At 72.7% G+C, this 25,477-nt stretch carries 25 protein-coding genes; 10 read left to right on the top strand and 15 right to left on the bottom strand.

What is annotated here, in order from left to right:
• Positions 1 to 270 precede the first annotated feature (270 nt).
• A complete protein-coding gene (locus AC5WAM_RS22395; RefSeq protein WP_003953493.1) occupies positions 271 to 753 on the bottom strand; it encodes a CarD family transcriptional regulator in 483 nt (160 codons plus the stop codon).
• A gap of 672 nt (positions 754 to 1,425) precedes the next feature.
• On the opposite strand from AC5WAM_RS22395, the gene AC5WAM_RS22390 reads away from it, so the two are divergent.
• Positions 1,426 to 2,160, top strand: a complete 735-nt coding sequence (locus AC5WAM_RS22390) for a copper chaperone PCu(A)C domain-containing protein (protein ID WP_366791218.1) — start codon at positions 1,426 to 1,428, stop codon at positions 2,158 to 2,160.
• Positions 2,161 to 2,321: 161 nt separating this feature from the next.
• Here the strand turns inward: AC5WAM_RS22390 and phoP are convergent, their stop codons facing one another.
• On the bottom strand, positions 2,322 to 3,002 hold the full coding sequence (gene phoP, locus AC5WAM_RS22385; RefSeq protein WP_030682312.1) for a two-component system response regulator PhoP: 681 nt from the start codon (positions 3,000 to 3,002) through the stop codon (positions 2,322 to 2,324).
• Positions 2,999 to 4,264 (bottom strand): two-component system sensor histidine kinase PhoR, encoded by a 1,266-nt coding sequence (phoR, locus tag AC5WAM_RS22380; RefSeq protein WP_366791217.1) that lies wholly within the window; start codon positions 4,262 to 4,264, stop codon positions 2,999 to 3,001. Before phoR ends, phoP begins: the two co-directional genes overlap by 4 nt.
• Before the next feature lie 295 nt (positions 4,265 to 4,559).
• Between phoR and phoU the strand changes: the two genes are divergently transcribed.
• The 3 genes from phoU to AC5WAM_RS22365 all read left to right on the top strand — a co-directional run bounded on the left by phoU (position 4,560) and on the right by AC5WAM_RS22365 (position 9,441).
• Positions 4,560 to 5,240, top strand: a complete 681-nt coding sequence (gene phoU, locus AC5WAM_RS22375; protein ID WP_138960434.1) for a phosphate signaling complex protein PhoU — start codon at positions 4,560 to 4,562, stop codon at positions 5,238 to 5,240.
• A gap of 1,936 nt (positions 5,241 to 7,176) precedes the next feature.
• The gene (locus AC5WAM_RS22370; protein WP_495518588.1) at positions 7,177 to 7,623 is read left to right on the top strand and encodes a hypothetical protein; all 447 of its coding nucleotides are present in this window, start codon (positions 7,177 to 7,179) and stop codon (positions 7,621 to 7,623) included.
• A gap of 153 nt (positions 7,624 to 7,776) precedes the next feature.
• Complete coding sequence (locus tag AC5WAM_RS22365; protein WP_495518587.1) at positions 7,777 to 9,441, top strand: glycosyl hydrolase family 28-related protein; 1,665 nt, start codon at positions 7,777 to 7,779, stop codon at positions 9,439 to 9,441.
• Between the two features lie 8 nt (positions 9,442 to 9,449).
• On the opposite strand, the gene AC5WAM_RS22360 is transcribed toward AC5WAM_RS22365, so the two are convergent.
• The 3 genes from AC5WAM_RS22360 to AC5WAM_RS22350 all read right to left on the bottom strand — a co-directional run bounded on the left by AC5WAM_RS22360 (position 9,450) and on the right by AC5WAM_RS22350 (position 11,389).
• On the bottom strand, positions 9,450 to 9,641 hold the full coding sequence (locus tag AC5WAM_RS22360; RefSeq protein ID WP_399615832.1) for a hypothetical protein: 192 nt from the start codon (positions 9,639 to 9,641) through the stop codon (positions 9,450 to 9,452).
• A 65-nt stretch (positions 9,642 to 9,706) separates the two neighbouring features.
• On the bottom strand, positions 9,707 to 9,955 hold the full coding sequence (locus tag AC5WAM_RS22355) for a hypothetical protein (RefSeq protein ID WP_138960437.1): 249 nt from the start codon (positions 9,953 to 9,955) through the stop codon (positions 9,707 to 9,709).
• Positions 9,956 to 10,105: 150 nt separating this feature from the next.
• Positions 10,106 to 11,389 (bottom strand): MDR family MFS transporter, encoded by a 1,284-nt coding sequence (locus tag AC5WAM_RS22350; RefSeq protein ID WP_366791214.1) that lies wholly within the window; start codon positions 11,387 to 11,389, stop codon positions 10,106 to 10,108.
• Between the two features lie 172 nt (positions 11,390 to 11,561).
• Here AC5WAM_RS22350 and AC5WAM_RS22345 point away from each other — a divergent pair, with 172 nt between their 5' ends.
• Positions 11,562 to 12,323, top strand: coding sequence for a phosphoglyceromutase (locus tag AC5WAM_RS22345; protein WP_366791213.1), 762 nt, complete (start codon positions 11,562 to 11,564; stop codon positions 12,321 to 12,323).
• A 94-nt stretch (positions 12,324 to 12,417) separates the two neighbouring features.
• Here AC5WAM_RS22345 and AC5WAM_RS22340 read toward each other — a convergent pair whose 3' ends face one another.
• From AC5WAM_RS22340 to mshA, 3 genes are all read right to left on the bottom strand, one after another.
• A complete protein-coding gene (locus tag AC5WAM_RS22340; protein WP_495518586.1) occupies positions 12,418 to 12,807 on the bottom strand; it encodes a hypothetical protein in 390 nt (129 codons plus the stop codon).
• A 79-nt stretch (positions 12,808 to 12,886) separates the two neighbouring features.
• The gene (locus AC5WAM_RS22335) at positions 12,887 to 13,399 is read right to left on the bottom strand and encodes a type III secretion system chaperone family protein (RefSeq protein ID WP_366791211.1); all 513 of its coding nucleotides are present in this window, start codon (positions 13,397 to 13,399) and stop codon (positions 12,887 to 12,889) included.
• The gene (mshA, locus tag AC5WAM_RS22330; RefSeq protein ID WP_366791210.1) at positions 13,392 to 14,747 is read right to left on the bottom strand and encodes a D-inositol-3-phosphate glycosyltransferase; all 1,356 of its coding nucleotides are present in this window, start codon (positions 14,745 to 14,747) and stop codon (positions 13,392 to 13,394) included. The genes AC5WAM_RS22335 and mshA overlap by 8 nt, the downstream gene beginning before the upstream one ends.
• A gap of 178 nt (positions 14,748 to 14,925) precedes the next feature.
• Here mshA and AC5WAM_RS22325 point away from each other — a divergent pair, with 178 nt between their 5' ends.
• The 3 genes from AC5WAM_RS22325 to AC5WAM_RS22315 all read left to right on the top strand — a co-directional run bounded on the left by AC5WAM_RS22325 (position 14,926) and on the right by AC5WAM_RS22315 (position 19,086).
• Positions 14,926 to 15,741, top strand: coding sequence for a class I SAM-dependent methyltransferase (locus AC5WAM_RS22325; RefSeq protein WP_495518585.1), 816 nt, complete (start codon positions 14,926 to 14,928; stop codon positions 15,739 to 15,741).
• Between the two features lie 302 nt (positions 15,742 to 16,043).
• Positions 16,044 to 17,135 (top strand): C40 family peptidase, encoded by a 1,092-nt coding sequence (locus AC5WAM_RS22320; protein WP_495518584.1) that lies wholly within the window; start codon positions 16,044 to 16,046, stop codon positions 17,133 to 17,135.
• Positions 17,136 to 17,670: 535 nt separating this feature from the next.
• Positions 17,671 to 19,086, top strand: a complete 1,416-nt coding sequence (locus AC5WAM_RS22315; RefSeq protein WP_366791207.1) for a PP2C family protein-serine/threonine phosphatase — start codon at positions 17,671 to 17,673, stop codon at positions 19,084 to 19,086.
• A gap of 27 nt (positions 19,087 to 19,113) precedes the next feature.
• On the opposite strand, the gene AC5WAM_RS22310 is transcribed toward AC5WAM_RS22315, so the two are convergent.
• From AC5WAM_RS22310 to AC5WAM_RS22300, 3 genes are all read right to left on the bottom strand, one after another.
• Positions 19,114 to 19,446: a DUF2516 family protein gene (locus AC5WAM_RS22310; RefSeq protein WP_171075786.1), complete on the bottom strand. Its 333-nt coding sequence runs from the start codon at positions 19,444 to 19,446 to the stop codon at positions 19,114 to 19,116.
• Between the two features lie 143 nt (positions 19,447 to 19,589).
• Positions 19,590 to 20,237, bottom strand: coding sequence for a hypothetical protein (locus tag AC5WAM_RS22305; RefSeq protein WP_495518583.1), 648 nt, complete (start codon positions 20,235 to 20,237; stop codon positions 19,590 to 19,592).
• A gap of 24 nt (positions 20,238 to 20,261) precedes the next feature.
• Positions 20,262 to 20,810, bottom strand: a complete 549-nt coding sequence (locus AC5WAM_RS22300; protein WP_366791203.1) for a helix-turn-helix domain-containing protein — start codon at positions 20,808 to 20,810, stop codon at positions 20,262 to 20,264.
• Between the two features lie 139 nt (positions 20,811 to 20,949).
• Here AC5WAM_RS22300 and AC5WAM_RS22295 point away from each other — a divergent pair, with 139 nt between their 5' ends.
• Entirely contained in the window at positions 20,950 to 21,321 is a 372-nt protein-coding gene (locus AC5WAM_RS22295) for a VOC family protein (RefSeq protein ID WP_366791202.1), read from the top strand.
• 22 nt (positions 21,322 to 21,343) lie between these two features.
• Here the strand turns inward: AC5WAM_RS22295 and yczE are convergent, their stop codons facing one another.
• Positions 21,344 to 22,063: a membrane protein YczE gene (gene yczE / locus AC5WAM_RS22290; protein ID WP_495518582.1), complete on the bottom strand. Its 720-nt coding sequence runs from the start codon at positions 22,061 to 22,063 to the stop codon at positions 21,344 to 21,346.
• A gap of 104 nt (positions 22,064 to 22,167) precedes the next feature.
• Between yczE and yczR the strand changes: the two genes are divergently transcribed.
• On the top strand, positions 22,168 to 23,613 hold the full coding sequence (gene yczR, locus AC5WAM_RS22285) for a MocR-like transcription factor YczR (RefSeq protein WP_495518581.1): 1,446 nt from the start codon (positions 22,168 to 22,170) through the stop codon (positions 23,611 to 23,613).
• Positions 23,614 to 23,642: 29 nt separating this feature from the next.
• Here yczR and AC5WAM_RS22280 read toward each other — a convergent pair whose 3' ends face one another.
• Both AC5WAM_RS22280 and AC5WAM_RS22275 read right to left on the bottom strand, forming a co-directional pair.
• On the bottom strand, positions 23,643 to 24,446 hold the full coding sequence (locus tag AC5WAM_RS22280) for an ABC transporter permease (protein ID WP_366791200.1): 804 nt from the start codon (positions 24,444 to 24,446) through the stop codon (positions 23,643 to 23,645).
• The gene (locus AC5WAM_RS22275; RefSeq protein ID WP_495518580.1) at positions 24,443 to 25,441 is read right to left on the bottom strand and encodes an ATP-binding cassette domain-containing protein; all 999 of its coding nucleotides are present in this window, start codon (positions 25,439 to 25,441) and stop codon (positions 24,443 to 24,445) included. The genes AC5WAM_RS22280 and AC5WAM_RS22275 overlap by 4 nt, the downstream gene beginning before the upstream one ends.
• Between the last annotated feature and the right edge of the window lie 36 nt (positions 25,442 to 25,477).

The following is a 25,477-nucleotide window of genomic DNA, read 5'->3' as shown; positions in this document are numbered from 1 at the left end:
CTTTCCGTGCCCGCCAACCGCCGGTGAAGTCCGGGGGACGACAGGGCGTGGCCGGGCCCCGTATCCCGGGCGCGATGGGCGTACGAGCGCGTTGCCATGCGTAGCTTCGCCATGCGCACGAGCGCTTTTGGGTATGAACATGCCGCAGTGCCCGGCGACACCCTGTGGGGTCGGCGGGCACTGCGGCAGTTCCTTCATCCCGGAGTCATTCCGGACGCGTGCCCAGGTGGGGCACGGTGTCCGCACGCGCCGGAGCGACGGCTTCGGTCGTCAGGACGCGAGGACCTCGTCGAGCAGGGCCTCGGCCTTGTCCTCGTTCGTGTTCTCCGCGAGCGCGAGCTCGCTCACCAGGATCTGACGGGCCTTGGCGAGCATGCGCTTCTCTCCGGCGGACAGTCCGCGCTCCCGCTCCCGGCGCCACAGGTCACGGACGACTTCCGCGACCTTGATGACATCGCCGGAGGCGAGCTTCTCGAGATTTGCCTTGTAGCGACGCGACCAGTTCGTGGGCTCCTCGGCGTACGGCGCGCGCAGTACTTCGAAGACCCGGTCCAGGCCGTCCTGGCCGACCACATCACGCACACCGACGAACTCCGCGTTGTCCGCTGGCACACGTACCGTCAAGTCGCCCTGGGCGACCTTCAGCACCAAGTAGGTCTTGTCCACGCCTTTGATCTGACGAGTTTCGATGGCCTCGATCAGCGCGGCCCCGTGATGGGGATAGACCACGGTGTCGCCAACCTTGAACGTCATGTGACAGGTACCCCTTCCGTGGCTATCCAGGGTAACACGGATACGGCGTCTTCTGAATGGCGTTTTCGCAGGTCAGGGCATATCTCGGGGCTTGACAACAGCAACAGGAACGTGCTGCGGACCGGCTGCGGAAGGGGGTATTCGCAGGTCGGAGCCGCTCTCCGGCGACGGTGAAACGCCCACGTTACACACCCCGCGAGAGCGCCCCAAGGGGACGAACGTCCCGGTTTGCCGGGTTCCCTCAGGTGAACTTCCGCTACTCCGTTCGGTGACCGGGGACACGTGTACGCCCGCCGGTGAGCGGCGAAGTGCGGGCCGCGCGGGGGCGAATCCAGAATTGATCAAGAAGCGCGGGCGCCCGTGCGCCGGAACCGCGCTCCGATGCGCTTGCCGATACGGCGGCGATACGACGGTGATCCGGACGCTGATCAATTTCCGGCCCGCCCCGCATTCCTTACCGGAAATCCCCGAGGCGCCACTGACGCGGTTATACGAATGCCGAAACCTGAGGCCAATGGGAAGCACGGGACGGTGGAGGCGCCGGAGGCGGGTGGCACGTAGGGGCGGGTCGGGTGCCGCGGCGCGGGAACGGCTCGGTAACCTAAGCGCGCTGACACACCCTTAGGGCAACCGCCCGCCCGTATCGCCCACGTTCAAGGAGTTGCCGCCGCCGTGAGCCGCAGCCTTCGACGCGGCGCCATCGCCGCCACCGCCCTCGCGATCTCGCTCGCCTCGCTCACCGCTTGCGGTGCCGGGAACAACGCCCAGACGATCGAGATCAAGCCGGACAACGCGGCGACCGCCGTCGGCGACATCAAGATCCAGAACGCCATGATCATCACGCAGCCGGACCGCGAGTCGACCGGTCCCGCGGTGATCTCCGCGACCGTCTTCAACAACGGCCGCACCGCCCAGACCCTGGAGTCGATCACGGTCGACGGCACGGGCAAGAAGGCCGCCCTGAGCCCCGCCAAGGGCGACCGCCCCGGCAAGAAGGGCAAGGGCGGCGGCCTGGTCGTCCCGGCCCACGGCTCCGTCGTCATCGGCGGCAAGGACAACGCGTCCGCCGTCCTGCCGAGCAGCCGCGAGGCCGTCAAGGACGGCAACGCGCAGCCCGTCACCTTCGGCTTCGACAAGACCGGCGACGTCAAGCTGAAGACGTTCGTCGTGCCGGCCGAGAGCTACTTCGAGAAGTGGGGGCCGAGCGAGCTCCCGAAGGCGCCGGACGCCAAGCCGTCCGGCTCCCCTTCCGGGAAGCCCTCCGGCAAGCCTTCCGGGAAGCCCTCGGGCAAGCCCTCCGAGGGTGCCTCCGGGACTCCCTCGGGCAACCCTTCCGGTGAGGCGGGGGCCCCGGCCGACGGGGCGGACGCGGACGCGGGGGCCTCGCACGAGGCCGCTGGGCACTGACGCCGGGTCCTATGTACGCGGAAGGGCGGGAACCCCGTGGGGGTTCCCGCCCTTCCGCGTATCCCTGTGCGTGGTGACCTGCGGGCCGCCTTGGGCTGGGCGCGCAGTTCCCCGCGCCCCTTCGGGGCGCTCCCGCTCGGGGTGCTCTTGCCCGGGGCGGTTTACGGCTCGAACTTGTAGCCCAGGCCTCGTACCGTGACCAGGTAGCGGGGGGCGCCGGGGTCCGGCTCGATCTTGGCGCGCAGGCGCTTGACGTGGACGTCGAGGGTCTTGGTGTCGCCCACGTAGTCGGCGCCCCAGACGCGGTCGATGAGCTGCATGCGGGTCAGGACGCGGCCCGCGTTGCGCAGCAGCATCTCCAGGAGGTCGAACTCCTTGAGGGGCAGGTCGACCTTGGAGCCGGAGACCGTGACGACGTGCCGGTCGACGTCCATGCGGACCGGGCCCGCCTCCAGGGCCTGCGGGGTGACCTCCTCCGGCTCGCCCCTGCGGCGCAGGACCGCGCGGATGCGGGCGACCAGTTCACGCGACGAGAACGGCTTGGTGACGTAGTCATCGGCTCCTATTTCGAGGCCGACGACCTTGTCGATCTCGCTGTCCTTGGCGGTGACCATGATCACCGGGACGTTGGAGCGGCTGCGCAGCTGGCGGCAGACCTCCGTGCCGGGCAGGCCCGGCAGCATCAGGTCGAGCAGGACGAGGTCGGCGCCATTGCGCTCGAATTCGTCGAGTCCGTCCGGGCCGGTGGCCGCGATCGCGACCTCGAAGCCCTCCTTGCGGAGCATGTACGACAGGGCGTCGCTGAAGGATTCCTCGTCCTCGACGACGAGCACTCGGGTCACGGAAGGACCTCCGGGGCGGCAGGAATGGGTTCGTATGCGGTTGTGTCGTCGGGCCCGGCGCCTTGGTGCGCGCCCTCGGCGCCGAAACCGTGCCCGGCTCCGCGCTCGCGGGTCGCACCCGCCTCGGGCAGGCGCAGGGTGAAGGTGGAGCCCTGGCCCTCCGAGCTCCACACGGTGACCTCCCCGGCGTGCGAGGCCGCCACGTGCTTGACGATGGCGAGGCCGAGTCCCGTACCGCCGGTGGCGCGGGAGCGGGCCGGGTCGACGCGGTAGAAGCGCTCGAAGATGCGCTCCTTGTCCTTGTCCGAGATGCCGATGCCCTGGTCCGTGACCGCGACCTCGATGAGGTCCCCGCCGGGGGCGTTGACCCGCCGGGCGGCTATCCCCACGCGGGTGCGGGCGGGCGAGTAGTTCACGGCGTTCTCCACGAGGTTGCCGAGGGCCGCGGCCAGCTGGCCGCGGTTGCCCCAGACGTGCAGGTCGGCGGTGCCGCCCGCGGCCATCGTGATCTGCTTCGTGCCCGCCTGGTGGCGGCAGCGGTCGATGGCCTCGGCGACGAGCTCGTCCACGCGGACCGGCTCGGCGTCCTCCAGGGGGTCGTCGTTCTGCACCCGGGAGAGGTCGATCAGCTCCTGCACGAGGTTGGTCAGGCGGGTCGCCTCGTTCTGCATCCGGCCCGCGAAGCGCTCGACGGCCTCGGGGTCGTCGGCGGCGTCCATGACGGCCTCGGAGAGCAGGCTGAGGGCGCCGACCGGGGTCTTCAGCTCGTGGCTCACGTTCGCCACGAAGTCGCGGCGCACTGCCTCGATGCGACGGGCTTCGGTGAGGTCCTCGACGAGCAGCAGCACGAGCCGGGAGCCCAGCGGGGCCACGCGCGCGGAGACCGCGAGGGCGTCGCCCCTGCCGGTGCCGCGGCGCGGCAGGTCAAGCTCGACCTGCCGTATCTCGCCGTCGCGCCGGGTGTCCCTGGCCATCTGGAGCATCGGCTCGACGGCCAGCTTCCCGCCGCGTACGAGACCGAGCGCGTACGCGGCCGAGCTGGCCTTGACCACGCTGTCCGCCTCGTCGAGCACGACGGCGGAGGAGCGCAGCACGGAGAGCACGGTGTCGACGCCCGGTGGCAGTACGGGGTCGGTGTGCAGGGAAGTCCTGGTGGGGCGTTTCTGGTCGCGTTCGCTCCAGCGGAACGCCAGCATGGCGATGACACCGGTGCACACCCCGGCGATCGCTGCCGCTGCGGCGACCGCCGCGTTCACGTCCATGCCTCAAGGTTATGCGTGGTCGGAGCACCAGCCACAGCCATCCGAGTGGCCCCTCGAACAGTCGTCGCTCAGAGTTCACCGAGGGGACAGTGGTGGTTCATTTTGGGTGGCCGGGTCCGCGGAGCGGTTAGTTCCGCCGCACAGGGGCCGTATCCCACCGTTCACCTGGAGGACAGGGGCGATTCACTTGTGATGCCGGTAACGGACGCGTCCGCACCACACCGTGGGAGCGTAGGGGAGAACCCCTGATGCCGTAGGGGCCCGCCCCTGTGACGTACGAGAGAGGGACAGCCAGATGCGTGACGCGTACCACGAGGAACTTGACTCGATCGGCGAGGGACTGGTCGAGATGGCCCGTCTCGTCGGGTCGGCGATCGGGCGCGCCACCACGGCCATGCTCGACGCGGACCTGAAGCTCGCGGAGACCGTGATCGCCGCCGACCAGAAGGTCGACGACCTCCAGCACGACCTGGAGGCCCGCGCGATAGCGCTGCTGGCCCGCCAGCAGCCGGTGGCCACCGACCTGCGCATCGTCGTGACCTCGCTGCGGATGAGCGCCGACCTGGAGCGGTCCGGCGACCTCGCCCAGCACGTGGCGAAGCTCGCGCGGCTGCGCTTCCCGGAGTCGCCGGTGCCGCGCGACCTGCACGCGACCATCCTGGAGATGGGCCAGCTCGCGCAGCGGCTGATGGCCAAGGCGGCGGAGGTCATCATCACCAAGGACGTCGACCTGGCGCTCCAGCTGGAGCAGGACGACGACGAGATGGACCTGCTGCACCGCACGCTCTTCCAGCACCTGATGGACGACCGCTGGAAGCACGGCATCGAGACGGCGGTCGACGTGACGCTGCTCGGCCGCTACTACGAGCGCTTCGCGGACCACGCGGTGTCGGTGGCGAACCGGGTGGTGTACCTGGTGACGGGCGAACACGCGGATGAGCTGCAGCCGGGCAGCACGGCTGTGGAGGGGGGCTGACCCCTTGGGGGGCCGGCGCGTGGTGGGGCTTGGCGCTTGAGGGTGAGCCGGCCCCGGGTGGGGCTTGGCTCTGAGGGCTCTGAGGGCTCTGAGGGGGCGGGGTGGCTTCTGGGGGCCTGGTCCCCCGGGGGGGCTGATCCCGGAGGCTGATCCCGCGGGGGCCTGAACCTTGGGGGCCTGGCCTCTGGGGCCTGATCCTTGGGGCTCCCCCGTCGCTGGGGGGGCTGTCCGGTGTGACGGGTGGCCGCGCTGCGCGCGGCCGGGGCGGGCCCACCCGCCCGCCCCCGTCGGGGTACCGGCGATTGGCCTCCGCGGCGGGCTGGCCCGCCGGGGCCGAGCATGCGGCCGCAGCCTGGGGTGGTCCCGCCGCCGGGGCGGTCCCACCACCGGGGTGATGCCTCCGCCGGGGCGCCCCCACCGGGGTGGCACCTCCGCCAGGGTGGTCCCCCACCGGGGTCGTCCCGCCGCCCGCCCCCACCAGCCTGGGCGGAAAGCGAGCCAAAGGCCTCCGCACCGGGAGCCGCCGGGGCGCCGCCTGGGGCCCGCCGCCCGGGCACAGCCCCGGTCAGCATCAGCCGGGGGCGGCGCGCGTCTGGGGCCTGGCGCAACCTGCACCGAAGCGACCAGCGACAGGCCTCCGCACCACCAGCCGAAACCGTCGGGGCAGTCCCGCCACCCGCCCCCCACCCGGTCCGCGGGCCCATGAGCCATCAGCCGCGGCAGCCCTTGTCGAAGGCCTTCGCACCAGAGGCACGCCGCACCGAGAGCCACGCCGCGCGCCCTCAGGGCACAGCCCCGTCGACCACCAGCCGAAAAGCCCGGCGTAGTCCCGCCACCCGCCCCCATCCGCAGTGCCCAGTGTCGGGGCCGCACCCGGCGAAGCCGGGGAGATCCGGGTGGGTGGGAGAAGGCCCACTCAGCGGCAGCGCTGCGCGTCGGGGCCGGGCAGGCGGAAGCCGGGGTGGTGCGGGTGGGTGGGTGGGTGGGAGAGGCAGCGGCGAAGCCGGGCAGGCCGACGCGGGCGGAGCTGGAACAGGCCAGGCCGGTACAGGGAGGCCGGAGCTGGAACAGGCCAGGGCCCGGGGGAACAGGGCGAGCCGGTGCAAGGGGGCCAGGGCGGGGGCCCGGGGCGGGAAGGCAGGCCGGGCAAGGAGGCCGGGGCGGAGCAGGGCCCCGGTGGAGCGGAGCAGGCCGGTGCACGGGGACCCGGGGGCCAGGGGGCAGGCCCCGAGGGAAGTGGGGCAGAGGGATGGGGGGCCGGGCTCTGGGCCCGGCCCCCACCGCTAGGCCCAGCGGAGCGTCAGCCGCAGCCGCCGCCACACTGGCAAGCCCCACCCGACTGGCAGCCGCAACTGCAGCCCGGACCGCACTGGCAACCGCTCGTACAGGTGTCGCGCTCAGGGGATTCAGCCATGGTCTCCTCCTCGAAGGCGTGAGACGTACTGCCTGCTCTCCATTCCATGCATCGGGCAACGGGGCGCGTCAACGGCGCACATGCGCGCGCCCAGCCTCACGAGCGCCGCCCGCCGCCTCCCGCGCCACCCCCTCCACCCTTGCCAGGTCCATGGCCTAATCCACACGGCACGGAGGGACTTCACGGCCCACCCGGCCACCCCACAGCCACAGCCACAGCAAGCACGAAGCCACCGCCAACGCCCCCGCAGACGTACGGGACGAGGACCGCACGCAGCCCCGTCGGCAACCCCCGGTGGGTCCGACATCCAAAGGCTCCGCACACGCGCGGCGCCCCCTCCATTCTGCGTACGGATTCACGTACGCACCCGCGTCCACAGGGACCTACGAGGCCCGTGGGTCAGCAGATGACGTGTCGTCACGTCCTCTCCCGGAGGCTTGAATTCATCGGGCACTCGGGGGTGCGGCAGGTCGTTGAGAGCTCACTCAGCCAAGCCGCGTCCACTCCAGAGGCATCATGGGCATGCTGCGTGACACAGGTCGTTTCGTCGTCCGGATCGGCACGGGAACAGTTCACGGTTTCATCTGGCTCGTCACCCACTTCTACGCCTACGTGCTCACCCCCACCGGGCACTTCTTCGCCTTCCTCGGCACCGGGGCGGCCCGGTGCTTCCTGTGGCTCGTCACCCACTTCTACGACTACGCACTCACTCCCACGGGGCACTTCTTCGCCTTCCTCGGCACGGAAACGGCCCACGGCACCACATGGCTCGCCACCCGCTCCTACGACCACGCCCTCATCCCCTTCGGGCACGGCTGCGTCTGGCTGCTCGTGTTCGTGTGGGAGCGCCTGGTGCTCTGGCTGGTCCGCTTCGTGCTCAGTGAGGAGCTGGCCAAGGTCGCCGTGTCGGCGATCCTTCTGGAGCTCGCCGTACTGCCCTTGCTCCGGAGGTGGCGCGGCGAGAAGTGAACTGCCCGCCCGGCAGGGCCCGTTAGCGCCCGTTCATGGATCTGAGCCGCACCGAGGACTTCCCGCGCGGTGCGGTGCCGTGCCATGCTCCCGCTCGACGTGGACGTGAACCTCGTTCAGCCACATAGACGACAGCGAGGAAATGAGGGCACCATGCCCAACCTCAGCAGACGCGGCGTCCTGGGCGGAGCCATCGCCGTCGCGGCCACCGCCGCGACCGGAAACGGAACCGGGACCGCCGCGGCCGTGGCACCGCATCCGACCGCGCTCTGGCGGGAGTTCGCCCGAACCCCGTACGCCCACCCGCAGATCCCCTACGTGGGCCGCGCCGGATGCCGAGGCGGCGAGCGCCGCTTCCGTCGGCCGCGCGCCGTCTTTCCCGTCCGCCGCTACGGTGCCGGGCCCGGCACCCTGGCGGACGCCGCGCCCGCGATCAACCGTGCCCTCGCCGCCGCCGGAGAGGCCGGCGGGGGCACGGTCCAGCTCGAACCCGGCACGTACCGCATCGACGGCCTCATCCGGATCGCCCACGACAACGTCGTCCTGCGCGGCGCGGGCAGCGGCCGCACCACGCTCGTCGCCACCCGCCACCTCACCGAGCTGATCGGCCCCTACGGCAGCCGCTACGGCGGGGACAAGTCCAGCTGGTCCTGGGCCGGAGGGCTCATCTGGCTGTGCCCGCAGGAGCGTTGGGCCTCCCTGGTCGCCGCGATCCGGGCCCAGGAGTGGCCCTTCGAGGGGTGGACGGGGAACAGACGGGACCAGTGGCGCGGCCTCACCGCCGTCTCCCCCGCCCGCCGCGGCGACCGGACCGTGCGCGTCGCCGACCCCGCGCGCGTGCGCCCCTGCGACCTCGTCCTCCTCCGCCTCGCCGACGACCGCGACCACACCCTCCTGGAGCACATGGCGGGCGGTGGCCCGGGCCCCGAGGCGTACTCCTGGGACGACAAGACGAAGCTGACCTCGTACGTCCCCTACGAGTGGCCCGTACGGATCACCGGGGTGCGCGGGCGCGAGGTCACCCTCGAACGGCCCCTCCCGCTCGACGTGCGGCCCGAGTGGAATCCGCTGCTCACCACCCACGTCACCGCCCTCACCGGCTCCGGCGTCGAAGGGCTCACCCTGGAGGCCGTTCAGACGCCGCAGTCGCCGCACCTGCTCGACAAGGGGTTCAACGGCGTCACCTTCCAGTGCGCGTACGACTGCTGGGCCGACGACGTGCGCGTGCGTCACGTGGACAACGGCTTCGGGCTCGTCGCCGCGTCCGCCTGCACCCTGCGCCGCACCTCCGTCGGCGGGCGCGGCGCGCACCACCCGTACTTCTGCCGCGAGGGCTCGCACGACAACCTGATCGAGGACTTCCGCATCGAGCGGCGGACCGTGCCCGCGCCCCCGGGGACACAGCTGCACGGCATCAACGTGGAGGGCCTGTCCTCGTACAACGTCTGGTCGCGGGGCCAGCTGGAGACGGGCACCTTCGACACGCACCGGGGCATGCCGTTCGCGAACGTCCGCACGGAGATCGTCGTCAACAACGACGGACGGCACGGCGGCGACGCCAGCGCCGGGCCCCTCTATGGCGCCCGGTTCACCCACTGGAACGTCACCGTCAGCAACCAGCGCGCCGGACTGGTCAAAATTGACGGCATCGCCCCGTACAGCGCCACGGTCGGCATCTCCCTGGTGCGGGAGTTCGACCAGATCGACGTACCGGACTTCTCCGGAGAGCTCGACTCCCGCATCGAGGCCTACGGTTCACCCGGTGCCGTGCGTCCCCGGAACCTCTACGAAGCCCAGCGCGCCCTGCGCCTTCGCTGAGGAGCGTCTCAACTGAAGGGGACCAGGCGGACGACGGTCACCGTCAGGACCGAACCCGACACGTAGTAGAGGACGATCGCGCCGCCGACGGTCGCCTCTCTGCGGTCCCGCTCCTGGTCCACGGCCGTCGATCCATGCCCGTACGGGTCGCGGCCGAGGGTGCGCTCCATCGCCGCCCGGAACTGGTCGGCGTCCCCCATCTTGGCGAGGGTGTCGTCGGCGGGCGGCGCGTACGTGATCCGGTAGCTCCGGCTCCGGTGACGGCTCACGCGATGCTCCGCCTCTCGGCCTCGTCGGCCGCGAGGCGGTCGAGGAGCGCCTCGGCCTCGGGGTCGGGCACGGCCTGGAGCATCCAGTGGCGCATCACCGAGTGGATCTCGTCGACCCCCGCCCCGTTGATGGCGCGGTCGAAGTCCGCGCGCCGGTCCTCGGGGAGGGCGGCGCGGATGTCCGGGATGGTGTTGGGCACCTCGACCTCCTCGCCGCCGATGAAGGTCTTCAGTGGTTCGGCCATGGTCGGGTCACTCTCCCTGGGGTCCCTGGACGGTCCCGGCGCTGCTGTCACCGTAGCGGCCGGGCCGGGGGCTTTCAGCCGCAGCCGGGCCAGGGGCCTTCAGCCGCGGCCGGGCGGGGAGCCTTCAGCCGCAGCCGGGCCGGAGGGCCTTCAGCCGCCGGCGTCGGCCTTCTCCGCCGCCTTCTCCGCACCGGTACCGGTACCGGGCCGCGGCCCGCTCTCGTACGCCACCGGGTCCGGGAGGTTGCGCATGAGGCCCCAGTACCCGAGGGCCGCGACCGTACCCACGACCGCGCAGAAGCCCCACAGCCAGTCCGCGCCGTAGCGGTCGATGACGGAGCCGGAGATCAGCGGGGCCGCGAGTGCCGCGACCGCCCACGACATGGTGTACATGCCCTGGTAGCGGCCGCGCGCGTTCGTCGGCGAGAGGCGGACGACCAGGCCCGTCTGGGTGGGGGCGTTGACGATCTCGGCGAGCGTCCACAGGCACACCGTGAGGGTGATGAGGCCGACCGACCCGGCGAACGCCGTGAGGGCGAAGCCGTACCCCGCCACGAGCGAGGAGATCACCAACAGGCGCTGCGGGTCCCGGTGTTCGATGAACCGCGTCACCGGGATCTGGAGGAGCACGATCATGACGCCGTTGAAGGCGATCGCGATGCCGTAGTCGCTCGGCTTGAAGCCCGCCTCACCCATCGCCACCGGCAGTCCCACGTACGCCTGCTGGAAGATCAGCGCGACCAGGAAGGAGAGCCCGACGACGCCCATGAAGCGGCCGTCCCGCAGCACCGTGCCGAGCCCGGGCTCCGGCTCGTCGCCCGCCTCCCCCTCGCCGGGCGCGGGCCGCGACTCCGGCAGCTTCACGAAGATGACGGCCGCGCACGCGAGCGTCATCGCGGCCTCCAGGAGGAAGCCCGCGAGGTAGCTGTACGAGGCGATGAAGCCCGCGGCGGCCGAGGAGATGGCGAAGCCGAGGTTGATGGCCCAGAAGTTCAGCGAGAAGGCGCGGACGCGGTCCTCGGGGCGGACGATGTCGGCCATCATCGCCTGCACGGCGGGCCGCGAGGCGTTGCTCGCCATGCCGACGAGGAAGGCCACCGCCGCGATGGCCACGGGGTGGGTCATGAACCCGAGCAGCGCCACGGAGAGGCCCGTGGACGTCTGCGCGATGAGCAGCGTGGGCCGCCGCCCCAGGCGGTCGGTCAGGACGCCCGCGCCGAGGGAGGAGACGACTCCGCCGAGCCCGTGCAGGGCCGCGACGAGACCCGCGTACGTGGCCGAGTAGCCCTGCTCCAGGGTGAGGTAGATCGCCAGGAACGTGGACACGAAGGCGCCGAGGCGGTTCACCAGGGTGCTGGTCCACAGCCACCAGAACGCCGGGGGCAGCCCCGACACGGATTCCTTGACGGCGCGTCTTGCGGCGGTGAGCGGCATGCGGGGACCCCTGGGCGGTGCGGGCCCGGCCGCCGGGGCGATCGGGCATGTAAGCGTCGGGAACAGCGGTCACAACTTACGCAACCGCGGTACCTGCGGACCACTCATTTGACAGGTAGCGTCAATCGCTCCGGGACGCGGCCCCCTCCGGAGTTCCATTACGCTCGTGGGCATGGCCGACGCACCGTACAAGCTGATCCTCCTCCGCCACGGCGAGAGCGAATGGAACGCGAAGAACCTGTTCACCGGCTGGGTGGACGTCAACCTCAACGAGAAGGGCGAGAAGGAGGCGGTCCGCGGCGGTGAGCTGCTGAAGGACGCCGGCCTGCTGCCCGACGTGGTCCACACGTCGCTCCAGAAGCGCGCCATCCGCACGGCCCAGCTCGCGCTGGAGTCCGCGGACCGCCACTGGATCCCGGTCCACCGCTCCTGGCGGCTGAACGAGCGCCACTACGGCGCCCTCCAGGGCAAGGACAAGGCCCAGACCCTCGCCGAGTTCGGCGAGGAGCAGTTCATGCTCTGGCGCCGCTCCTACGACACCCCGCCGCCCGCCCTGGAGGACGGCACCGAGTTCTCCCAGTCGGCCGATCCGCGCTACGCCTCCATCCCGCCGGAGCTGCGCCCCCGCACGGAGTGCCTGAAGGACGTCGTCGTCCGCATGCTCCCGTACTGGTACGACGGCATCGTCCCCGACCTCCTGGCCGGCCGCACCGTCCTGGTGGCCGCGCACGGCAACTCCCTGCGCGCCCTGGTCAAGCACCTCGACGGCATCTCCGACGCCGACATCGCGGGCCTGAACATCCCCACCGGCATCCCGCTCGCCTACGACCTGGACGCCGCCTTCAAGCCCCTGAACCCGGGCGGCACGTACCTCGACCCGGAGGCCGCGAAGGCCGCGATCGAGGCCGTGAAGAACCAGGGCAAGAAGAAGTAGGCCCGCCCGCCTTGTGCCCCCTGCCTGCGGCTTTCCGTGGGTGGGGGGCTTTTGGCTCAGCCGGGGCAGCCGGCTCGGCCGGGACGGGTGGGTGTCACCCTCCCGTGACGGCAGGAACGATCACTGCTGCGATCGCGGAGAGCAGGCCCCCCACCGCGAGGGCCGCGTTGAACTTCTCCTTCGCCGTGGGGAAGACAGCGCGGCCGAAGTCCCCCGCCTTGCTGCGCAACACCACCATCTTCAGCTTCTGCCACCGGTGCTGGCGGTTACGGCACCCCATCAGAACGCCGTAGGCGTTGTTGCGGCAGTACGTCTTCCCGTCCCGGTTGACCGCTCCGCACCAGACCGGCACCTGGAAGGCGGCGTAGGCCGAGACCGCCACCGAGAGAGCGACGACGGTCGGCAGCGACCACTGCTGGCTCCACGCGACGATGAGAGCCGCAGCCGCTATGTATCCCCAGTACAGACGCACCGCTTTCCCCATGGCTACGTAGGGTAGGGGCATATGCACGGAAGCGGCAGAGCGGTTCCGGACACGGGTGCGGCGTCGGGGCTGAGCGGGGCTACTCCGCGGTGGCGGGCCGCGTGAGGTGGGTGAAGGCCTCCAGGTTGCGGGTTGATTCGCCGCGGGAGACGCGCCAGGCGTACTCCTTGCGGATCGCCGTCGCGAAGCCCAGTTCCAGGAGGGTGTTGAAGGAGCCGTCCGCCGCTTCCAGGACGGAGCCGAGGAGGCGGTCCAGCTCGTCCGGGGTGACGGCGGCGAGCGGGAGCTTGCCGGTGACGTAGACGTCGCCCAGGGAGTCGATCGCGTAGCTCACGCCGTAGAGGCGGAGGTTGCGCTCCAGGAGCCAGCGGTGGACGGCCTCGTGGTTCTCGTCGGGGTGGCGGACGACGAAGGCGTTCAGGGAGAGGGAGTGCTTGCCCACGCGCAGGGAGAGCGTCGTGGAGAGCTTGCGGGTGCCGGGCAGTGTGACCACGTACGAGCCCGGCTCGGGGGACTCCCAGTCGAGTTCGGCGTCGGCCAGGAACCGCTCGATCACCGTGTCAGGGGTCTCACCAGCACCAACGTCACCCATGGTGCGAGGGTACGCGACGGCGGTGGTCGTGCATCGCCGCGGTGTACACATCAGCGGTGGCGGATGCCGCCGTGCCCCAGCCGAAGGACTCCGCGTGCCGGGCGGCCGCCGCGCCCATGCGGTCGACCAGGTGGGGGTTGTCGGCGAAGTCGCCCAGCACGCGCGCGTAGTGGGCCGGTTCGTGGTCGGGGATCAGGAAGCCGGTGACACCGTCGCGCACGGCGACCGGCAGGCCGCCCACCGCCGCGGCGAGGACCGGTGTGCCCGCCGCCTGCGCCTCGATGGCGACGAGCCCGAACGACTCGCTGTAGGAGGGCATGACGAGCAGGGAGGCCGCGCGGAACCAGTCCGCCAGCTGGTCCTGGCCGACGGGGGGCTGGAAGCGCACCACGTCCGCGATGCCCAGGCGGGCCGCCAGCTTCTGCAGGCCCTCGGGTTTGGCGAGGCCGCTGCCGCTCGGGCCGCCGACGACCGGGACGACGATGCGGCGGCGCAGCTCGGGGCGTTCGTCGAGGAGGACGGCCACCGCGCGAAGCAGTACGTCCGGGGCCTTCAGGGGCTGGATGCGGCCCGCGAAGAGCGGCACGAGGGCGTCCTGCGGCAGGCCCAGGCGGTGGCGGGCGGCGGCGCGGCCGTCGGCGGGGCGGAAGCGGTCGAGGTTGACGCCGGGGTGGACGACGGCGACCTTCCCGGGGTCGGCGTCGTAGTGCCGGACGAGTTCGTCGGCCTCTTCGGAGGTGTTGGCGATGAGCCGGTCGGCGGCGCGCACGATCTGGGTCTCGCCGATGACGCGGGCGGCGGGCTCGGGGGTGTCCCCGGAGGCGAGCGCCGCGTTCTTGACCTTGGCCATGGTGTGCATGGCGTGCACGAGCGGGGTGCCCCAGCGCTCGGCGGCGAGCCAGCCCACGTGGCCGCTGAGCCAGTAGTGCGAGTGCACGAGGTCGTAGTGGCCGGGGCGGTGGCCCGCCCAGGCGAGCATGACGCCGTGCGTGAAGGCGCACAGCTGGGCGGGGAGCTCCTCCTTGGCCAGGCCCTCGTAGGGGCCCGCGTCCACGTGGCGCACGAGGACGCCGGGGGCGAGCTCGACGGCGGGCGGCAGCGCTCCCGTGGTGGCGCGGGTGAAGATCTCGACCTCGATGTTGATCTCGGCGAGACGCTTGGCGAGCTCCACGATGTAGACGTTCATGCCGCCCGCGTCGCCGGTGCCTGGCTGGTGCAGCGGCGACGTGTGCACGCTGAGCATGGCGATGCGGCGGGGGCGGCGGGGCGTGCCGGGAAGGCGCAGTCGGGCGGGCGCCGACGGGGCCGCTGGGAAGCGACGCCCGAGCCTGGTCACGTAGTGGCTCACGTGGCGGTCCTCCTTGGCCTTGGCTGCGGCGTCCTGGATCTCGTACGGCGGGCACGGCGATATGGAGGGCGTACGAGGTCCTCTGAGGACGGCAACACCGGAACTTCCGCCTCCATTTCCTCTTTACCAAAGCATTACCTTGGGGATGTCCACCGCAGCCCTTGCATACGCTTGCCCCATGCCCTCCCGCGCACCCCGTTCCCCCAGCTCCGCGGCTCGCCCCGTGGGAACCGTGACCCGCGGGACGACCAACCCCAACCGCCTGCGCCGCATGGACCGCTGGATCGCCGCCGCCCACGGCGCCGCGCTCCGCCGCGCCGCCGACCCGCTCGCCGTCGACCTCGGCTACGGCGCCGCCCCCTGGACCGCCGTCGAGCTGCTCCTGCGGCTGCGCACCGCCGCTCCGCACGCGCGCGTGGTGGGCATCGAGATCGACCCGGCGCGGGTGGCGGCGGCGCGCCCGTACGAACGGGAGGGGCTCTCCTTCCGGCACGGCGGCTTCGAGGTGCCGCTGCCCGCGCGCCCGGTCCTCATCCGCGCCGCGAACGTGCTGCGCCAGTACGACGAGGGCGAGGTCGCCGCCGTCTGGGAGCGGCTGTGCGCGCGGCTCGCCCCCGGCGGGCTGCTCGTCGAGGGGACCTGCGACGAGATCGGGCGGCGGCACGTCTGGGTCGCGCTCGGCCCCGAAGGCCCGCGCACGGTGACCTTCGCGGCCCGGCTCGCCTCTCTGGAGCGCCCCTCCGACCTGGCCGAGCGGCTGCCCAAGGCGCTGATCCACCGGAACGTGCCGGGCGAGCCGGTGCACGCCTTCCTGCGCGACTTCGACCGGGCGTGGGCGGCGGCCGCCCCGTACGCCTCGTACGGGGCGCGGCAGCGGTGGATCCGGTCGGTGCGCGACCTGCGGGCGGACTGGCCGGTCGTGGACCGCGCCGCGCGGTGGCGGCAGGGCGAAGTGACGGTGCGCTGGGAGGCGCTCGCACCGCGCGGGGCGTGAGGCTCGCCCAGGGCGCACGACTCGCGCGGCGTACGGCGCCCAGGGCGTACGAGCCGCGCCCCGGAGCGATCGCACGCCCGGGCGGCGCGCGGCCCGCGCCCCAGGGCGGCCCAACGCATCGGGTGGCGCCGCCCGTTCGCCGCGAGTGAACGTTCGACGCAAGGGAACGATCACCGCGTGCCGCTCGTCACACGAGGCAGGAGGGGAACGGGAGTTGCCGCGCGCCCCTGTCGCAATGGGCGCGGACATGGCACCATCCCGAGGACGCTGCGCGGTTACTGACGGTAAATCAGCTTTGACCGATGGATCTGCTGTGGGGGTGGAGCGTGTCCGGCACGCGGTATTCGACGGCGACAGCCGTGGCTCTGGTCTGCGCGGCGGTGGTGCTCGGCGCCCCCGGCGCGGCGTTCGCGCGCCCCGCCGACCCCACCCCGCCCGGCCCGCCGACGCCCGCCGGGGACACGCCTCTCGAGCAGGTCCGCAAGAGGATCGACCGGCTCTACCGCGAAGCGGGCACGGCCACCGACGCGTACAACGCGGCGGAGGAGAAGGCCGACCGGCAGTCCAAGGAGATCGTCCGGCTCGCCCGCGACATCGACAAGGGCCGGAAGAAGCTGGACAGGCTCAAGGCCCAGGCGGGCGCCGCCGCCCGCGCGCAGTACCGCGGCGGCGGCATCCCCGACCAGGCCCGGCTGCTCCTGAGCGACAGCCCCGAGCGGTTCCTGGACGGCGCGGGCCGCCTGCGCCAGGGCCAGCACGGCACGAAGTCGCTGCTCACGGAGATGGGCCGGACCCAGGCCGATCTGAAGACGTACGCCAAGGACGCCTCCGCCCAGTGGCGCAAGCTGGAGGCGGGCCGCAAGGCCAAGGCCGCGGCGAAGCGGAAGATCAAGGAGCGGATCGCCGCCGCCGAGAAGCTGGAGTCGCGCCTGGCGAAGAAGGAGCGCGAGCGGCTGCGCGAGCTGGAGGAGGCGGCCGCCCTCAAGCAGCAGTCGGCGTGGGTCGACACCGGGATACTGAAGGACCTCAAGGGCGACGCGACCGCGCGCGGCAGGAAGGCCGTCGCCTTCGCCACGGCCCAGATCGGCAAGCCGTACGTGTGGGGCGCCGAGGGCCCGAAGTCGTACGACTGCTCGGGGCTCACGTCCCAGGCCTGGGCGGCCGCGGGCCGCGGCATCCCGCGCACCTCGCAGGAGCAGTGGAAGCGCCTGCCCCACGTCGACGTGAAGAACATGCGCCCCGGCGACCTGATCATCTACCACAAGGACGCCAGCCACGTGGGGATGTACGTGGGCGACGGAGCCATCGTGCACGCGCCCCGGCCGGGGCGGACCGTGACGATCGCGGGAGCGGGCTCGATGGAGATCCTCGGGGTCGTCCGCCCGGACAGCTGACCCGGCCGGAAGCCGCCTGACCGTTGCCCTGGCCGGAGGCGCCCCCTACAGGCCGCCCCGGCCGGGAGGGACCCGGCCCGGCTGCCCGCCCCCCGGAGCCGCCCCGCCGCCGCCCCGCAGGGGGCAACCCGGCCGGAGGGGCCCGGCCGGAGGGGCCCGGCCGGAGGGGCCCGGCCGGAGGGGCCCGGCCGGAGGGAGCCCTCCGGCAGCGGGGTCTGAGCCATTCAGCGGTGCCCGGCCGGGCCATTCGGCGGCAACCGGGAGGGGTCCCGCCGCACACCGCGTACGGTGTGCCGCGCACGCCTGTGACCCAGCGCACGAGGTACCGCCCCGCTCAACCCCGCGGGCGTGATGTTCGTCATCCCGGTCGAACCGGGTTCGTGCCCCATTGCGGTCCAGGGCGCGGCATATGCCGTGTGCCGGGTGCCGCGCCGCATTCCCCCGTGCCCTCGGCTACCGCTATGGTCCCCGTCTGGTGTGGGGCGTGCGACCGTCGCCCCACCGCGCCCTCGGGGGGAGGGAAGGAACTCAACGCATGCCCGTACCCATACCGCGGCAGAGAGCGATCCCGGCCGCGGCAGGCGCTCAGGCACCGGCGGTGCCGACGCCCGACGCGTGCCCGGACGGCTCCGGCCGCGCCGGCGGCACGGGCGGCCCCGGCACCTCCACGAGCCCCGGACTCACCCTGCTGCTCGTCGAGGACGACCCGGGCGGCTCGCTGAGCCTGCCCGAGCTGGTGGACTCCACGGGCAGGCCCATCCGCATCCGCACCGCCCGCAACCTCACCGAGGTCGCGCGGCTGCTCACCGACGACGTGCACTGCATCCTGCTCGACCTCGCCCTGCCCGGCGGCCCCGCGCCGAACCCCGGCACGGGCGGCACCCCGGCGACAGCCGCCCAGGGCCCCGGCGGGCCGGGCGCCGCGCACGACGCCGCCCGCGGGGCGGACCGGGCGCCCGCCGACGCCGACGAGCTGACCACGCTGCGACACGTGCTCCGCCTCGCCCCCGGGCACGCCGTCCTCGCCCTGACCACGTCGGGCGACGCCGAGCGGGGCGCGCGGGCGGTGCGGGTCGGCGCCCAGGACTATCTGTTCCGCGACGAGCTGGACGGGCGGCTCCTGAGCCGCGCGATCCAGTACGCGGTGGAGCGCAAGCGCGCGGACGCCGCGCAGCGGCAGCTCACCGAGTCCCGGCTGCGCGCCCAGGAGAACGCCCGCCTGGAGCGGGGCCTGCTGCCGACGCCGCTCCTCGAAGGGTCACCGCTGCGGTTCGCCTCGCGCTACCGTCCGGGCCGCTCCCGCGCCCTGCTCGGCGGCGACTTCTACGACACGGTGCGCACCCCCGACGGCTCGGTGCACGTGATGATCGGCGACGTCTGCGGCCACGGCCCGGACGAGGCGGCGCTCGGCGTGGAGCTGCGCATAGCCTGGCGGGCCCTGACGTTCGCGGGCCTGGTCGGCGACGAGTTGCTGTCCACGTTGCAGAAGGTCCTGGAGCACGAGCGGGCGAACGAGGAGATCTTCGCGACGCTGTGCACGGTCGACATCGCGCCGGACGGCCGCCGGGCGGGCCTGTGCCTGGCCGGTCACCCGGCGCCGCTGGTCGCCCGCCCCGGCCTGCCGGCCGAGCTGCTGCCGTACGACAACGGCGGCCCGGCGCTCGGTCTGCTGCCGCGTGCCCGCTGGCCGCGCCAGCAGGTGCAGCTCGGCGGTACCTGGAGCCTGATGCTCTATACGGACGGCCTGATCGAGGGCCGGATCGGCCACGGCAACCAGCGGCTCGGGCAGGACGGGATGGTGGAGATGGTGCGCCGCCAGCTCGCGGCGGGCCTGCGCGGCGACGCGCTCCTGGAGGCGGCCGTGACCGAGGTGCGGGAACTCAACGGCGGCGAGCTGACGGACGACGTGGCGGTACTGCTCCTGGACCGCGAGCCCGCCCACGAGCGCTAGGCGCCGCAGGCGCCGCGGGGCGGGGCGTCACCGACCGCCGTTGTACGGGCCGTACGGACCGTCGCTGCTGGAGCCGCGGCGGCCGCCGCCCCCGCCCATGACCTGACGGAGCGCGGGCCGGACGTCGACCATGTACACGATCGTGGCGACGAGGCCGATGATCGGCAGGAACGACAGGACGTTGAAGATCAGGTTCACCACGAAGGCGAGCCCGAGGATGATCAGCCAGAACGGCTTGGTCTTCTTGTCGGCCGCCCGATAGGCGTCCTCCCGCCGGACGGCGGCGTCGATGAGCGCGAATCCGCTGAACACGATCAGGGCCAGCGACAGCAGCCACATGAAGTTCGCGAACCCTTGCATCAGCACAACGTCCACCACCAGTCTCGGCGAATTCGGCACGACTCCCGTGCCGTCCGTACGACGTCACGGTACCGCTACCCGCACAACGGACCGGGCACTCCGTGAGTGCCCGGCCGTGTGGGCGAGCGTCGGCCTGAGCGGTCCTACTCGGCGGGCGGCGCGGTCTTCTTCGCAGCCGTCTTCTTGGTGGCCGTCTTCTTCGCGGCGGGCTTGCGGGCCGCGGCGCCCTCGCCCTTCTCCGCGTCGGAGCCTTCCGCGGCGGAGTCCTCCGTGGCGGAGGCAGCGGCGCCCTCGTCCCCGCCCGTCTTCGCCTCGGACCCTTCCGACGCCTCAGGCGCGTCGGGCTCGACGGTGTCGGCGAGCTCCACGAGCTCGTCGGCCGCCTCGCCGCGCAGGTTCCGCACGGTCTGCTCGCCGTGCTCGGCGACCTTCTCGTACGTCTCGCGCGCCTGGACCGCGTACTCGACGGCGACGCCGACGCCGCGCAGGGCGAAGTCCTGGGCGTTCTCACCGATGCGCTTCAGGTCCGTGTCCAGGGCGCCGAAGAGCTCGCCGACCTTGGCCTGGATGACCTCGCGGGCCTCCTTGGCGCGGGCGGCCGCCCGGTCCTGGACGTCCTTGGGGTTGGTGTTGCGCACCGCCTCCAGGCGGGCGGGGGCCTCGGCGGCGAGCTGCTCGATGGCGCCGGGCACCTTCTTCGCCTGCTGGAGCGCGAGTTCGGCGCCGCCGACGACGAAGTAGAGGGGGGTCGGGTTGGTGACGGCCTTGCGCACCTCGTCGGTGATGGGCATGACGATGGTCCTCCCGGATTGGCTTCAGCTGGGGGGCTGTTCACCCGTGGGCCGACGGCCCTCGGGGTTGGCATCACTGCCGCCGGCCGTGCGGGGTCCGTCAGCGGTGGGGGCCGGTGCGCCGTCCCGGGCGCCGTCCTGGGCGCTCCCGGGATCCGCACCGTTCGAGTACGAGGACGCGTACGCGTCCGTGGCCGAGGGCTCCGACGTCTGCGAGGGCGCGGTCACGAAGCCGTTCTCCTTGCGGAACGACTCGTAGATCTGCAAAAGCACCTGCTTCTGTCGCTCGTTGATGGACGGGTCGGCGAGGATGACGGCGCGCGTCTCCAGCTCGTCCCGCTCCTTCTCGTCGAGGATCCCGGCCCGGACGTAGAGCGTCTCCGCGGAGATCCGCAGCGCCTTCGCGACCTGCTGGAGCACCTCGGCGCTCGGCTTGCGCAGCCCGCGCTCGATCTGGCTCAGATACGGATTGGACACCCCGGCGGCATCGGCGAGCTGACGCAACGACAGCTGCGCGTTGCGCCGCTGCTCGCGCAGGTACTCACCGAGATTGCCGACGTTGAGCGATGCCATGCTCCCGATGGTGCCCCGCCTTGCTAACTATTGCAAGCGCCTGCTTGCAATAGTGCGCCACGCCACGTGGAGCGCGGGCGCGGAGCCGGGCACCTTAATGGCTGGCCGTGTGGGGCGGGTGCGGCCTAGGGTGCCGATCATGGCCTGTCGCATCTCTGAACTGATCGTTCCCGCCCTGGAGCCGCGGCGTCTCGCGGCGTTCTGGTGCGAGGTGCTGGACTTCGTCGAGCTCGACACCGATGACGGCGCGGTGGAGATCGGACCGCGCGAGGGGTTCGGCGGACTGCAGCCGACCCTGGTGTTCGTCCCCACCGACGAGCCCAAGACGGACCAGCTGCGGCTGCACTTCGACGTCAACGCCACCGACCGCGACCAGGACGCCGAGCTCGAACGCCTCCTGAAGCTCGGGGCGCGCCCGGCCGACATCGGCCAGACCGGCGGGGAGCAGTGGCACGTCCTGCTCGACCCCGAGGGCAACGAGTTCTGCCTCCTGCGGGCCCGGCTGAGCTGAGCGGGGCCCTCCCCCGCGGCCGTCACATGGCCGCGCGCCGGGGCGCGTACGCCCACCGCGGTACGCAGAACTGGGCCACCGGCCCCACCGCGACGGCGTACAGGACCGTGCCGACGCCCACGGTGCCGCCGAGGAGCCAGCCCGCGGCGAGGACGGTGAGTTCGATGGCGGTGCGGACGGTGCGCAGGGAGCGGCCGGTCGCGGCGGTCAGGCCGGTCATCAGGCCGTCGCGGGGGCCGGGGCCGAAGCGGGCGCCCACGTAGACGGCGATCGAGAAGCCGTTCAGGAGGATGCCCGCCGCCAGCAGGGCGATCCGCGCCGGGAGGCCCGCGGGTTCCGGGACGAGCCAGAGGCCCGCGTCCGCCACGGCGCCCACCAGGGCGATGTTGGCGAAGGTGCCGAAGGTCGGCCGCTGCCGCAGCGGGATCCACAGGGCGAGGACGGCCGCGCCCACCAGCGTGGTCAGCGCCCCGAAGCTGAGCGGGGTGTGGCGCTCCAGGCCCTGGTTGAGGACGGCCCACGGGTTGACTCCCAGGGCGGCCCGGACCGTGAGCGCGATGCTGAAGCCGTACAGGGCGAGCCCGCTGAGGAGTTGGGGGATCCGGCGCAGGGGGCGCTCGGCGAACGGCAGATAGGTGAGGGGCGGTGTCCGTCGGGCCGGGCTCCGCTGCCGCCCGTCTTCGTGCGCCGCCCCCGGCCCCGCGCCCCGCCCCTTCCGCCGCTGCCCCGCCTTGAGTCCCACGCCCCGCTCCTCCCAGCCCGCGCGGCCCTCGCCGCCGCTCCGTGTTGGCCAGGAGTCTGTACAGTCATTGGCCAGGAAAGCATGGCCAATCTTCGGGGAGTGGTATGGCCGAGCGGAACCTGGGCGGGCAGCAACTCGCCGCCCTGCTGCCCGGCGCGGCGGACGCCCGGCCCGCCTACCGGCACCTCGCCCAGGCCATCGGCGACCTGGTGCTCGACGGGCGGGTCGCGCTGCGGGTGCGGCTGCCCGCGGAGCGGGAGCTGGCCCTGGCGCTCGGCGTCAGCAGGCCCACCGTCACCGCCGCCTACGACCTGCTGCGCGAGAGCGGCTACGCGCACAGCCGCAGGGGCTCCGGCACCTGGACCGCGCTGCCCGAGGGGCGCACACCCAGCGGGGTCACCCGCGCCCTCGCGCCGCCCGACGCCGCCATCGACCTGGCCAGGGCCGCGCCGGGGCTGCCCGAGCACGCCGTCGCCGACGCGCTCGCCGCGGCCGCGCCCCGCATCGCCGAGCACACCCGGAGCCCGGGCTACCACCCGTACGGGCTGCCGGAGCTGCGCGCCGCCGTCGCCGAGCGGTTCACCCGGCGCGGCCTCGCCACCGTGCCGGAGCAGGTCCTGGTGACCTCCGGAGCCCAGCACGCGCTCACGCTGGTCCTCGGGCTCCTGTCGAGCCCGGGCGACCGGATCCTGGTCGAGAGCCCCTCGTACCCGAACGCCCTGGAGGCGCTGCGCCGCGCCCGGCTCCGCCCGGTGTCCGTCCCCATGGCCGACGACGGCTGGGACGCAGAGCTCGTCGAGTCGACGCTGCGCCAGGCCGTGCCCCAACTGGCCTACCTCATCCCCGACTTCCACAACCCGACCGGGCTGCTCATGCCCGACGGCACCCGGGCGCGGGTACTGCGCGCCGCGCACCGCTGCGGCACCTGGCTGGTCGTCGACGAGACCCTCGCGGACCTCGCCCTGGACGTCCCTGCCCCGCATCCCACCGCCGTGCACGCCGCGCCCGGGGCGGCCGCGCGGGTCATCACCGTCGGCTCGATGAGCAAGAGCCACTGGGGCGGCCTGCGCGTCGGCTGGCTGCGCGCGCCCGCACGGCTCGTGACCGAGCTGGCCGCCCAGCGCGTCGCGGGCGACCTGGGCGGCCCGGTCGTGGACCAGTTCCTCGCCCTGCACTTCCTGGAGCGGGCGGACACCTCGGTGCCGGAGCGGGTCGCGCGCCTGCGCGAGCAGCGGGACGCGCTCACCGGGGCGCTCGCCGCGCTCCTGCCGGGGTGGACCTGGCGGCAGCCGCCCGGCGGGCTCTCGCTCTGGGCGGACCTGGGCGCGCCCGTCGCCGCCGCGCTCGCCGAGCGGGCCCTGGACTACGGCGTGCGGATCGAGGGCGGTGCCTGCTTCGCCGCCGACCCGGGCGTGTTCGAGCAGCGGCTGCGCATCCCGTTCACCACCGGCCCGGACACGCTGCGCGAGGCCGTGCGCCGGCTGGCCGCCGCGCTCGCCGACGACCGGCCGCTGCCGCCGGCCGCGCACCGGCCGCGCTGGGTCGTCTGAGGCGGGGCCCGGATCCGGTGCCCGGGGGCTCAGCGGTTGGCGACCCGGTTGAAGGAGGCCTTGGCCCACGCGTAGCCGAGCAGGGTCAGGGCGGTCAGCCAGGCCAGGGAGATCCAGCCGTCGTTGCCGATCTCGGTGCCCAGGAGCAGACCGCGCACCGTCTCGGTGATCGGTGTGAAGGGCTGGTACTCCGCGAACCAGCGGATCCCGGCGGGCATCGAGTCCGGCGGGACCACCGCCGAGCCCAGGAAGGGCAGGAACGCCAGCGGCAGCGGCGCGTTGGAGGCCGTCTCCACGCTCTCGGAGCCGAGACCGATCGCCGCCGACAGCCAGGCGAGCGCGAACGCCAGGAACAGCAGCAGGCCGAGGACCGCCGCCCACTCCAGCACGTGGGCGTTGGAGCGGAAGCCGACCGCGAGGGCGACGCACACGATGAGCAGGAGGCTGACCGCGGTCTGCACCACGTTGCCGAGGACGTGTCCGACGAGGACCGAGGCCCGGGAGATCGACATCGTCCGGAAGCGGTTGATGATGCCCTCGGTCATGTCGGTGCACACCGAGACGGCCGTGGCGATGGAGCTGGTGGCGATGGCCATCAGCAGGATGCCGGGGGTGATGTAGTTGGTGTACGCGTCCCGGCCGCCCCCGCCTCCGACGCCGGGTACGTCGATGCCGTCGCCCAGCGGGGCGCCGAAGACGTAGACGAACATCAGCAGCATCAGGACCGGCAGGACCACGACCGACAGGGTCAGCGAGGGATACCGCTGGGCGTGCTTGAGGTTGCGGCGCAGCATCGTCATCGAGTCGCGCAGCGCGTAGGTGGTGGTGCTCATCGCTGAGCCTCCTTCACGGCGGTGCCCGCGGCGACGGTCCTGCGGTCCTGGCCGGTCAGGGACAGGAAGACGTCGTCCAGGTCGGGGGTGTGCACGGTGAGCGCCTCCGCCTGGATGCCGGAGCCCTCCAGGACGTCCAGGACCGCGCGCAGGACGGGGATGCTGCCGTCGCTGGGGACCTGGAGCGTGAGCTCGTCGTCGTCGCGCGTGACGGTGGACAGGGCGAGGCGGTCGGTGGCGGCGTTCAGGTGGTGGATGTCGTTGAAGCGCAGGCGGATGTGGCCGCCGGGGATGCGGCGCTTGAGCTCTTCGGCGGTGCCCTCGGCGACGATCTTCCCGCCGTCGAGCACCGCGATGCGGTCGGCCAGTTGGTCGGCCTCTTCCAGGTACTGCGTCGTCAGGAAGATGGTGGTGCCGCCCGCGACCAGGTCGCGGATCAGGTCCCACATGGTGCGGCGGCTGCGGGGGTCGAGGCCGGTCGTGGGCTCGTCGAGGAAGATCACGCTCGGGCGGCCGACCAGCGTCATCGCCAGGTCCAGTTTGCGGCGCATGCCGCCGGAGAAGGTCGATGCGGGCTTGCGCGCCACGTCGGCGATCTCGAAGCGCTCCAGGAGTTCGGCGGCGCGGCGTTTGCCCTCGGCCCGGTCCAGGTGCAGCAGGTCCGCGATGAGGAGCATGTTCTCCTCGGCGGTCAGCAGGCCGTCCACCGCGGCGAACTGCCCGGTCACGCCGATGGACTTGCGGACCGCGTCCGCGTGGCGGACCAGGTCGTGGCCCGCGATCTGGGCGGTGCCGCCGTCGTGGGCGATCAGGGTGGAGAGGATCTGCACGGTCGTCGTCTTGCCCGCACCGTTCGGACCGAGCAGCGCGAAGGTCGTGCCGGGCGCGACGCTCAGGTCGATCCCGTCGAGCACGACCTTCTCGCCGTACGCCTTGCGCAGCCCTTGTGCGGCGATCGCCTTCGGCGGAGCGGTCGAACCGGTGGTGGCAGTCATCGTGCCGCCTCCTTGCTTCGTTCTTGCTTCGTTTCT

The organism is Streptomyces sp. JLYT201 (assembly GCF_059448825.1).
This window is presented reverse-complemented; position numbering and strand designations above follow the sequence as displayed.

What these genes read in the sequence shown, in the direction of transcription:
- AC5WAM_RS22395 (WP_003953493.1), bottom strand. Translation starts at nt 753, where the DNA reads ATGACGTTCAAGGTTGGCGACACCGTGGTCTATCCCCATCACGGGGCC.
- phoR (WP_366791217.1), bottom strand. Translation starts at nt 4,264, where the DNA reads ATGGACGTGAACGCGGCGGTCGCCGCAGCGGCAGCGATCGCCGGGGTG.
- phoU (WP_138960434.1), top strand. Translation starts at nt 4,560, where the DNA reads ATGCGTGACGCGTACCACGAGGAACTTGACTCGATCGGCGAGGGACTG.
- AC5WAM_RS22370 (WP_495518588.1), top strand. Translation starts at nt 7,177, where the DNA reads ATGCTGCGTGACACAGGTCGTTTCGTCGTCCGGATCGGCACGGGAACA.
- AC5WAM_RS22365 (WP_495518587.1), top strand. Translation starts at nt 7,777, where the DNA reads ATGCCCAACCTCAGCAGACGCGGCGTCCTGGGCGGAGCCATCGCCGTC.
- AC5WAM_RS22360 (WP_399615832.1), bottom strand. Translation starts at nt 9,641, where the DNA reads ATGGGGGACGCCGACCAGTTCCGGGCGGCGATGGAGCGCACCCTCGGC.
- AC5WAM_RS22355 (WP_138960437.1), bottom strand. Translation starts at nt 9,955, where the DNA reads ATGGCCGAACCACTGAAGACCTTCATCGGCGGCGAGGAGGTCGAGGTG.
- AC5WAM_RS22350 (WP_366791214.1), bottom strand. Translation starts at nt 11,389, where the DNA reads ATGCCGCTCACCGCCGCAAGACGCGCCGTCAAGGAATCCGTGTCGGGG.
- AC5WAM_RS22345 (WP_366791213.1), top strand. Translation starts at nt 11,562, where the DNA reads ATGGCCGACGCACCGTACAAGCTGATCCTCCTCCGCCACGGCGAGAGC.
- AC5WAM_RS22340 (WP_495518586.1), bottom strand. Translation starts at nt 12,807, where the DNA reads ATGGGGAAAGCGGTGCGTCTGTACTGGGGATACATAGCGGCTGCGGCT.
- AC5WAM_RS22335 (WP_366791211.1), bottom strand. Translation starts at nt 13,399, where the DNA reads ATGGGTGACGTTGGTGCTGGTGAGACCCCTGACACGGTGATCGAGCGG.
- AC5WAM_RS22325 (WP_495518585.1), top strand. Translation starts at nt 14,926, where the DNA reads ATGCCCTCCCGCGCACCCCGTTCCCCCAGCTCCGCGGCTCGCCCCGTG.
- AC5WAM_RS22320 (WP_495518584.1), top strand. Translation starts at nt 16,044, where the DNA reads ATGGATCTGCTGTGGGGGTGGAGCGTGTCCGGCACGCGGTATTCGACG.
- AC5WAM_RS22315 (WP_366791207.1), top strand. Translation starts at nt 17,671, where the DNA reads ATGCCCGTACCCATACCGCGGCAGAGAGCGATCCCGGCCGCGGCAGGC.
- AC5WAM_RS22310 (WP_171075786.1), bottom strand. Translation starts at nt 19,446, where the DNA reads ATGCAAGGGTTCGCGAACTTCATGTGGCTGCTGTCGCTGGCCCTGATC.
- AC5WAM_RS22305 (WP_495518583.1), bottom strand. Translation starts at nt 20,237, where the DNA reads ATGCCCATCACCGACGAGGTGCGCAAGGCCGTCACCAACCCGACCCCC.
- AC5WAM_RS22300 (WP_366791203.1), bottom strand. Translation starts at nt 20,810, where the DNA reads ATGGCATCGCTCAACGTCGGCAATCTCGGTGAGTACCTGCGCGAGCAG.
- AC5WAM_RS22295 (WP_366791202.1), top strand. Translation starts at nt 20,950, where the DNA reads ATGGCCTGTCGCATCTCTGAACTGATCGTTCCCGCCCTGGAGCCGCGG.
- yczR (WP_495518581.1), top strand. Translation starts at nt 22,168, where the DNA reads ATGGCCGAGCGGAACCTGGGCGGGCAGCAACTCGCCGCCCTGCTGCCC.
- AC5WAM_RS22280 (WP_366791200.1), bottom strand. Translation starts at nt 24,446, where the DNA reads ATGAGCACCACCACCTACGCGCTGCGCGACTCGATGACGATGCTGCGC.
- AC5WAM_RS22275 (WP_495518580.1), bottom strand. Translation starts at nt 25,441, where the DNA reads ATGACTGCCACCACCGGTTCGACCGCTCCGCCGAAGGCGATCGCCGCA.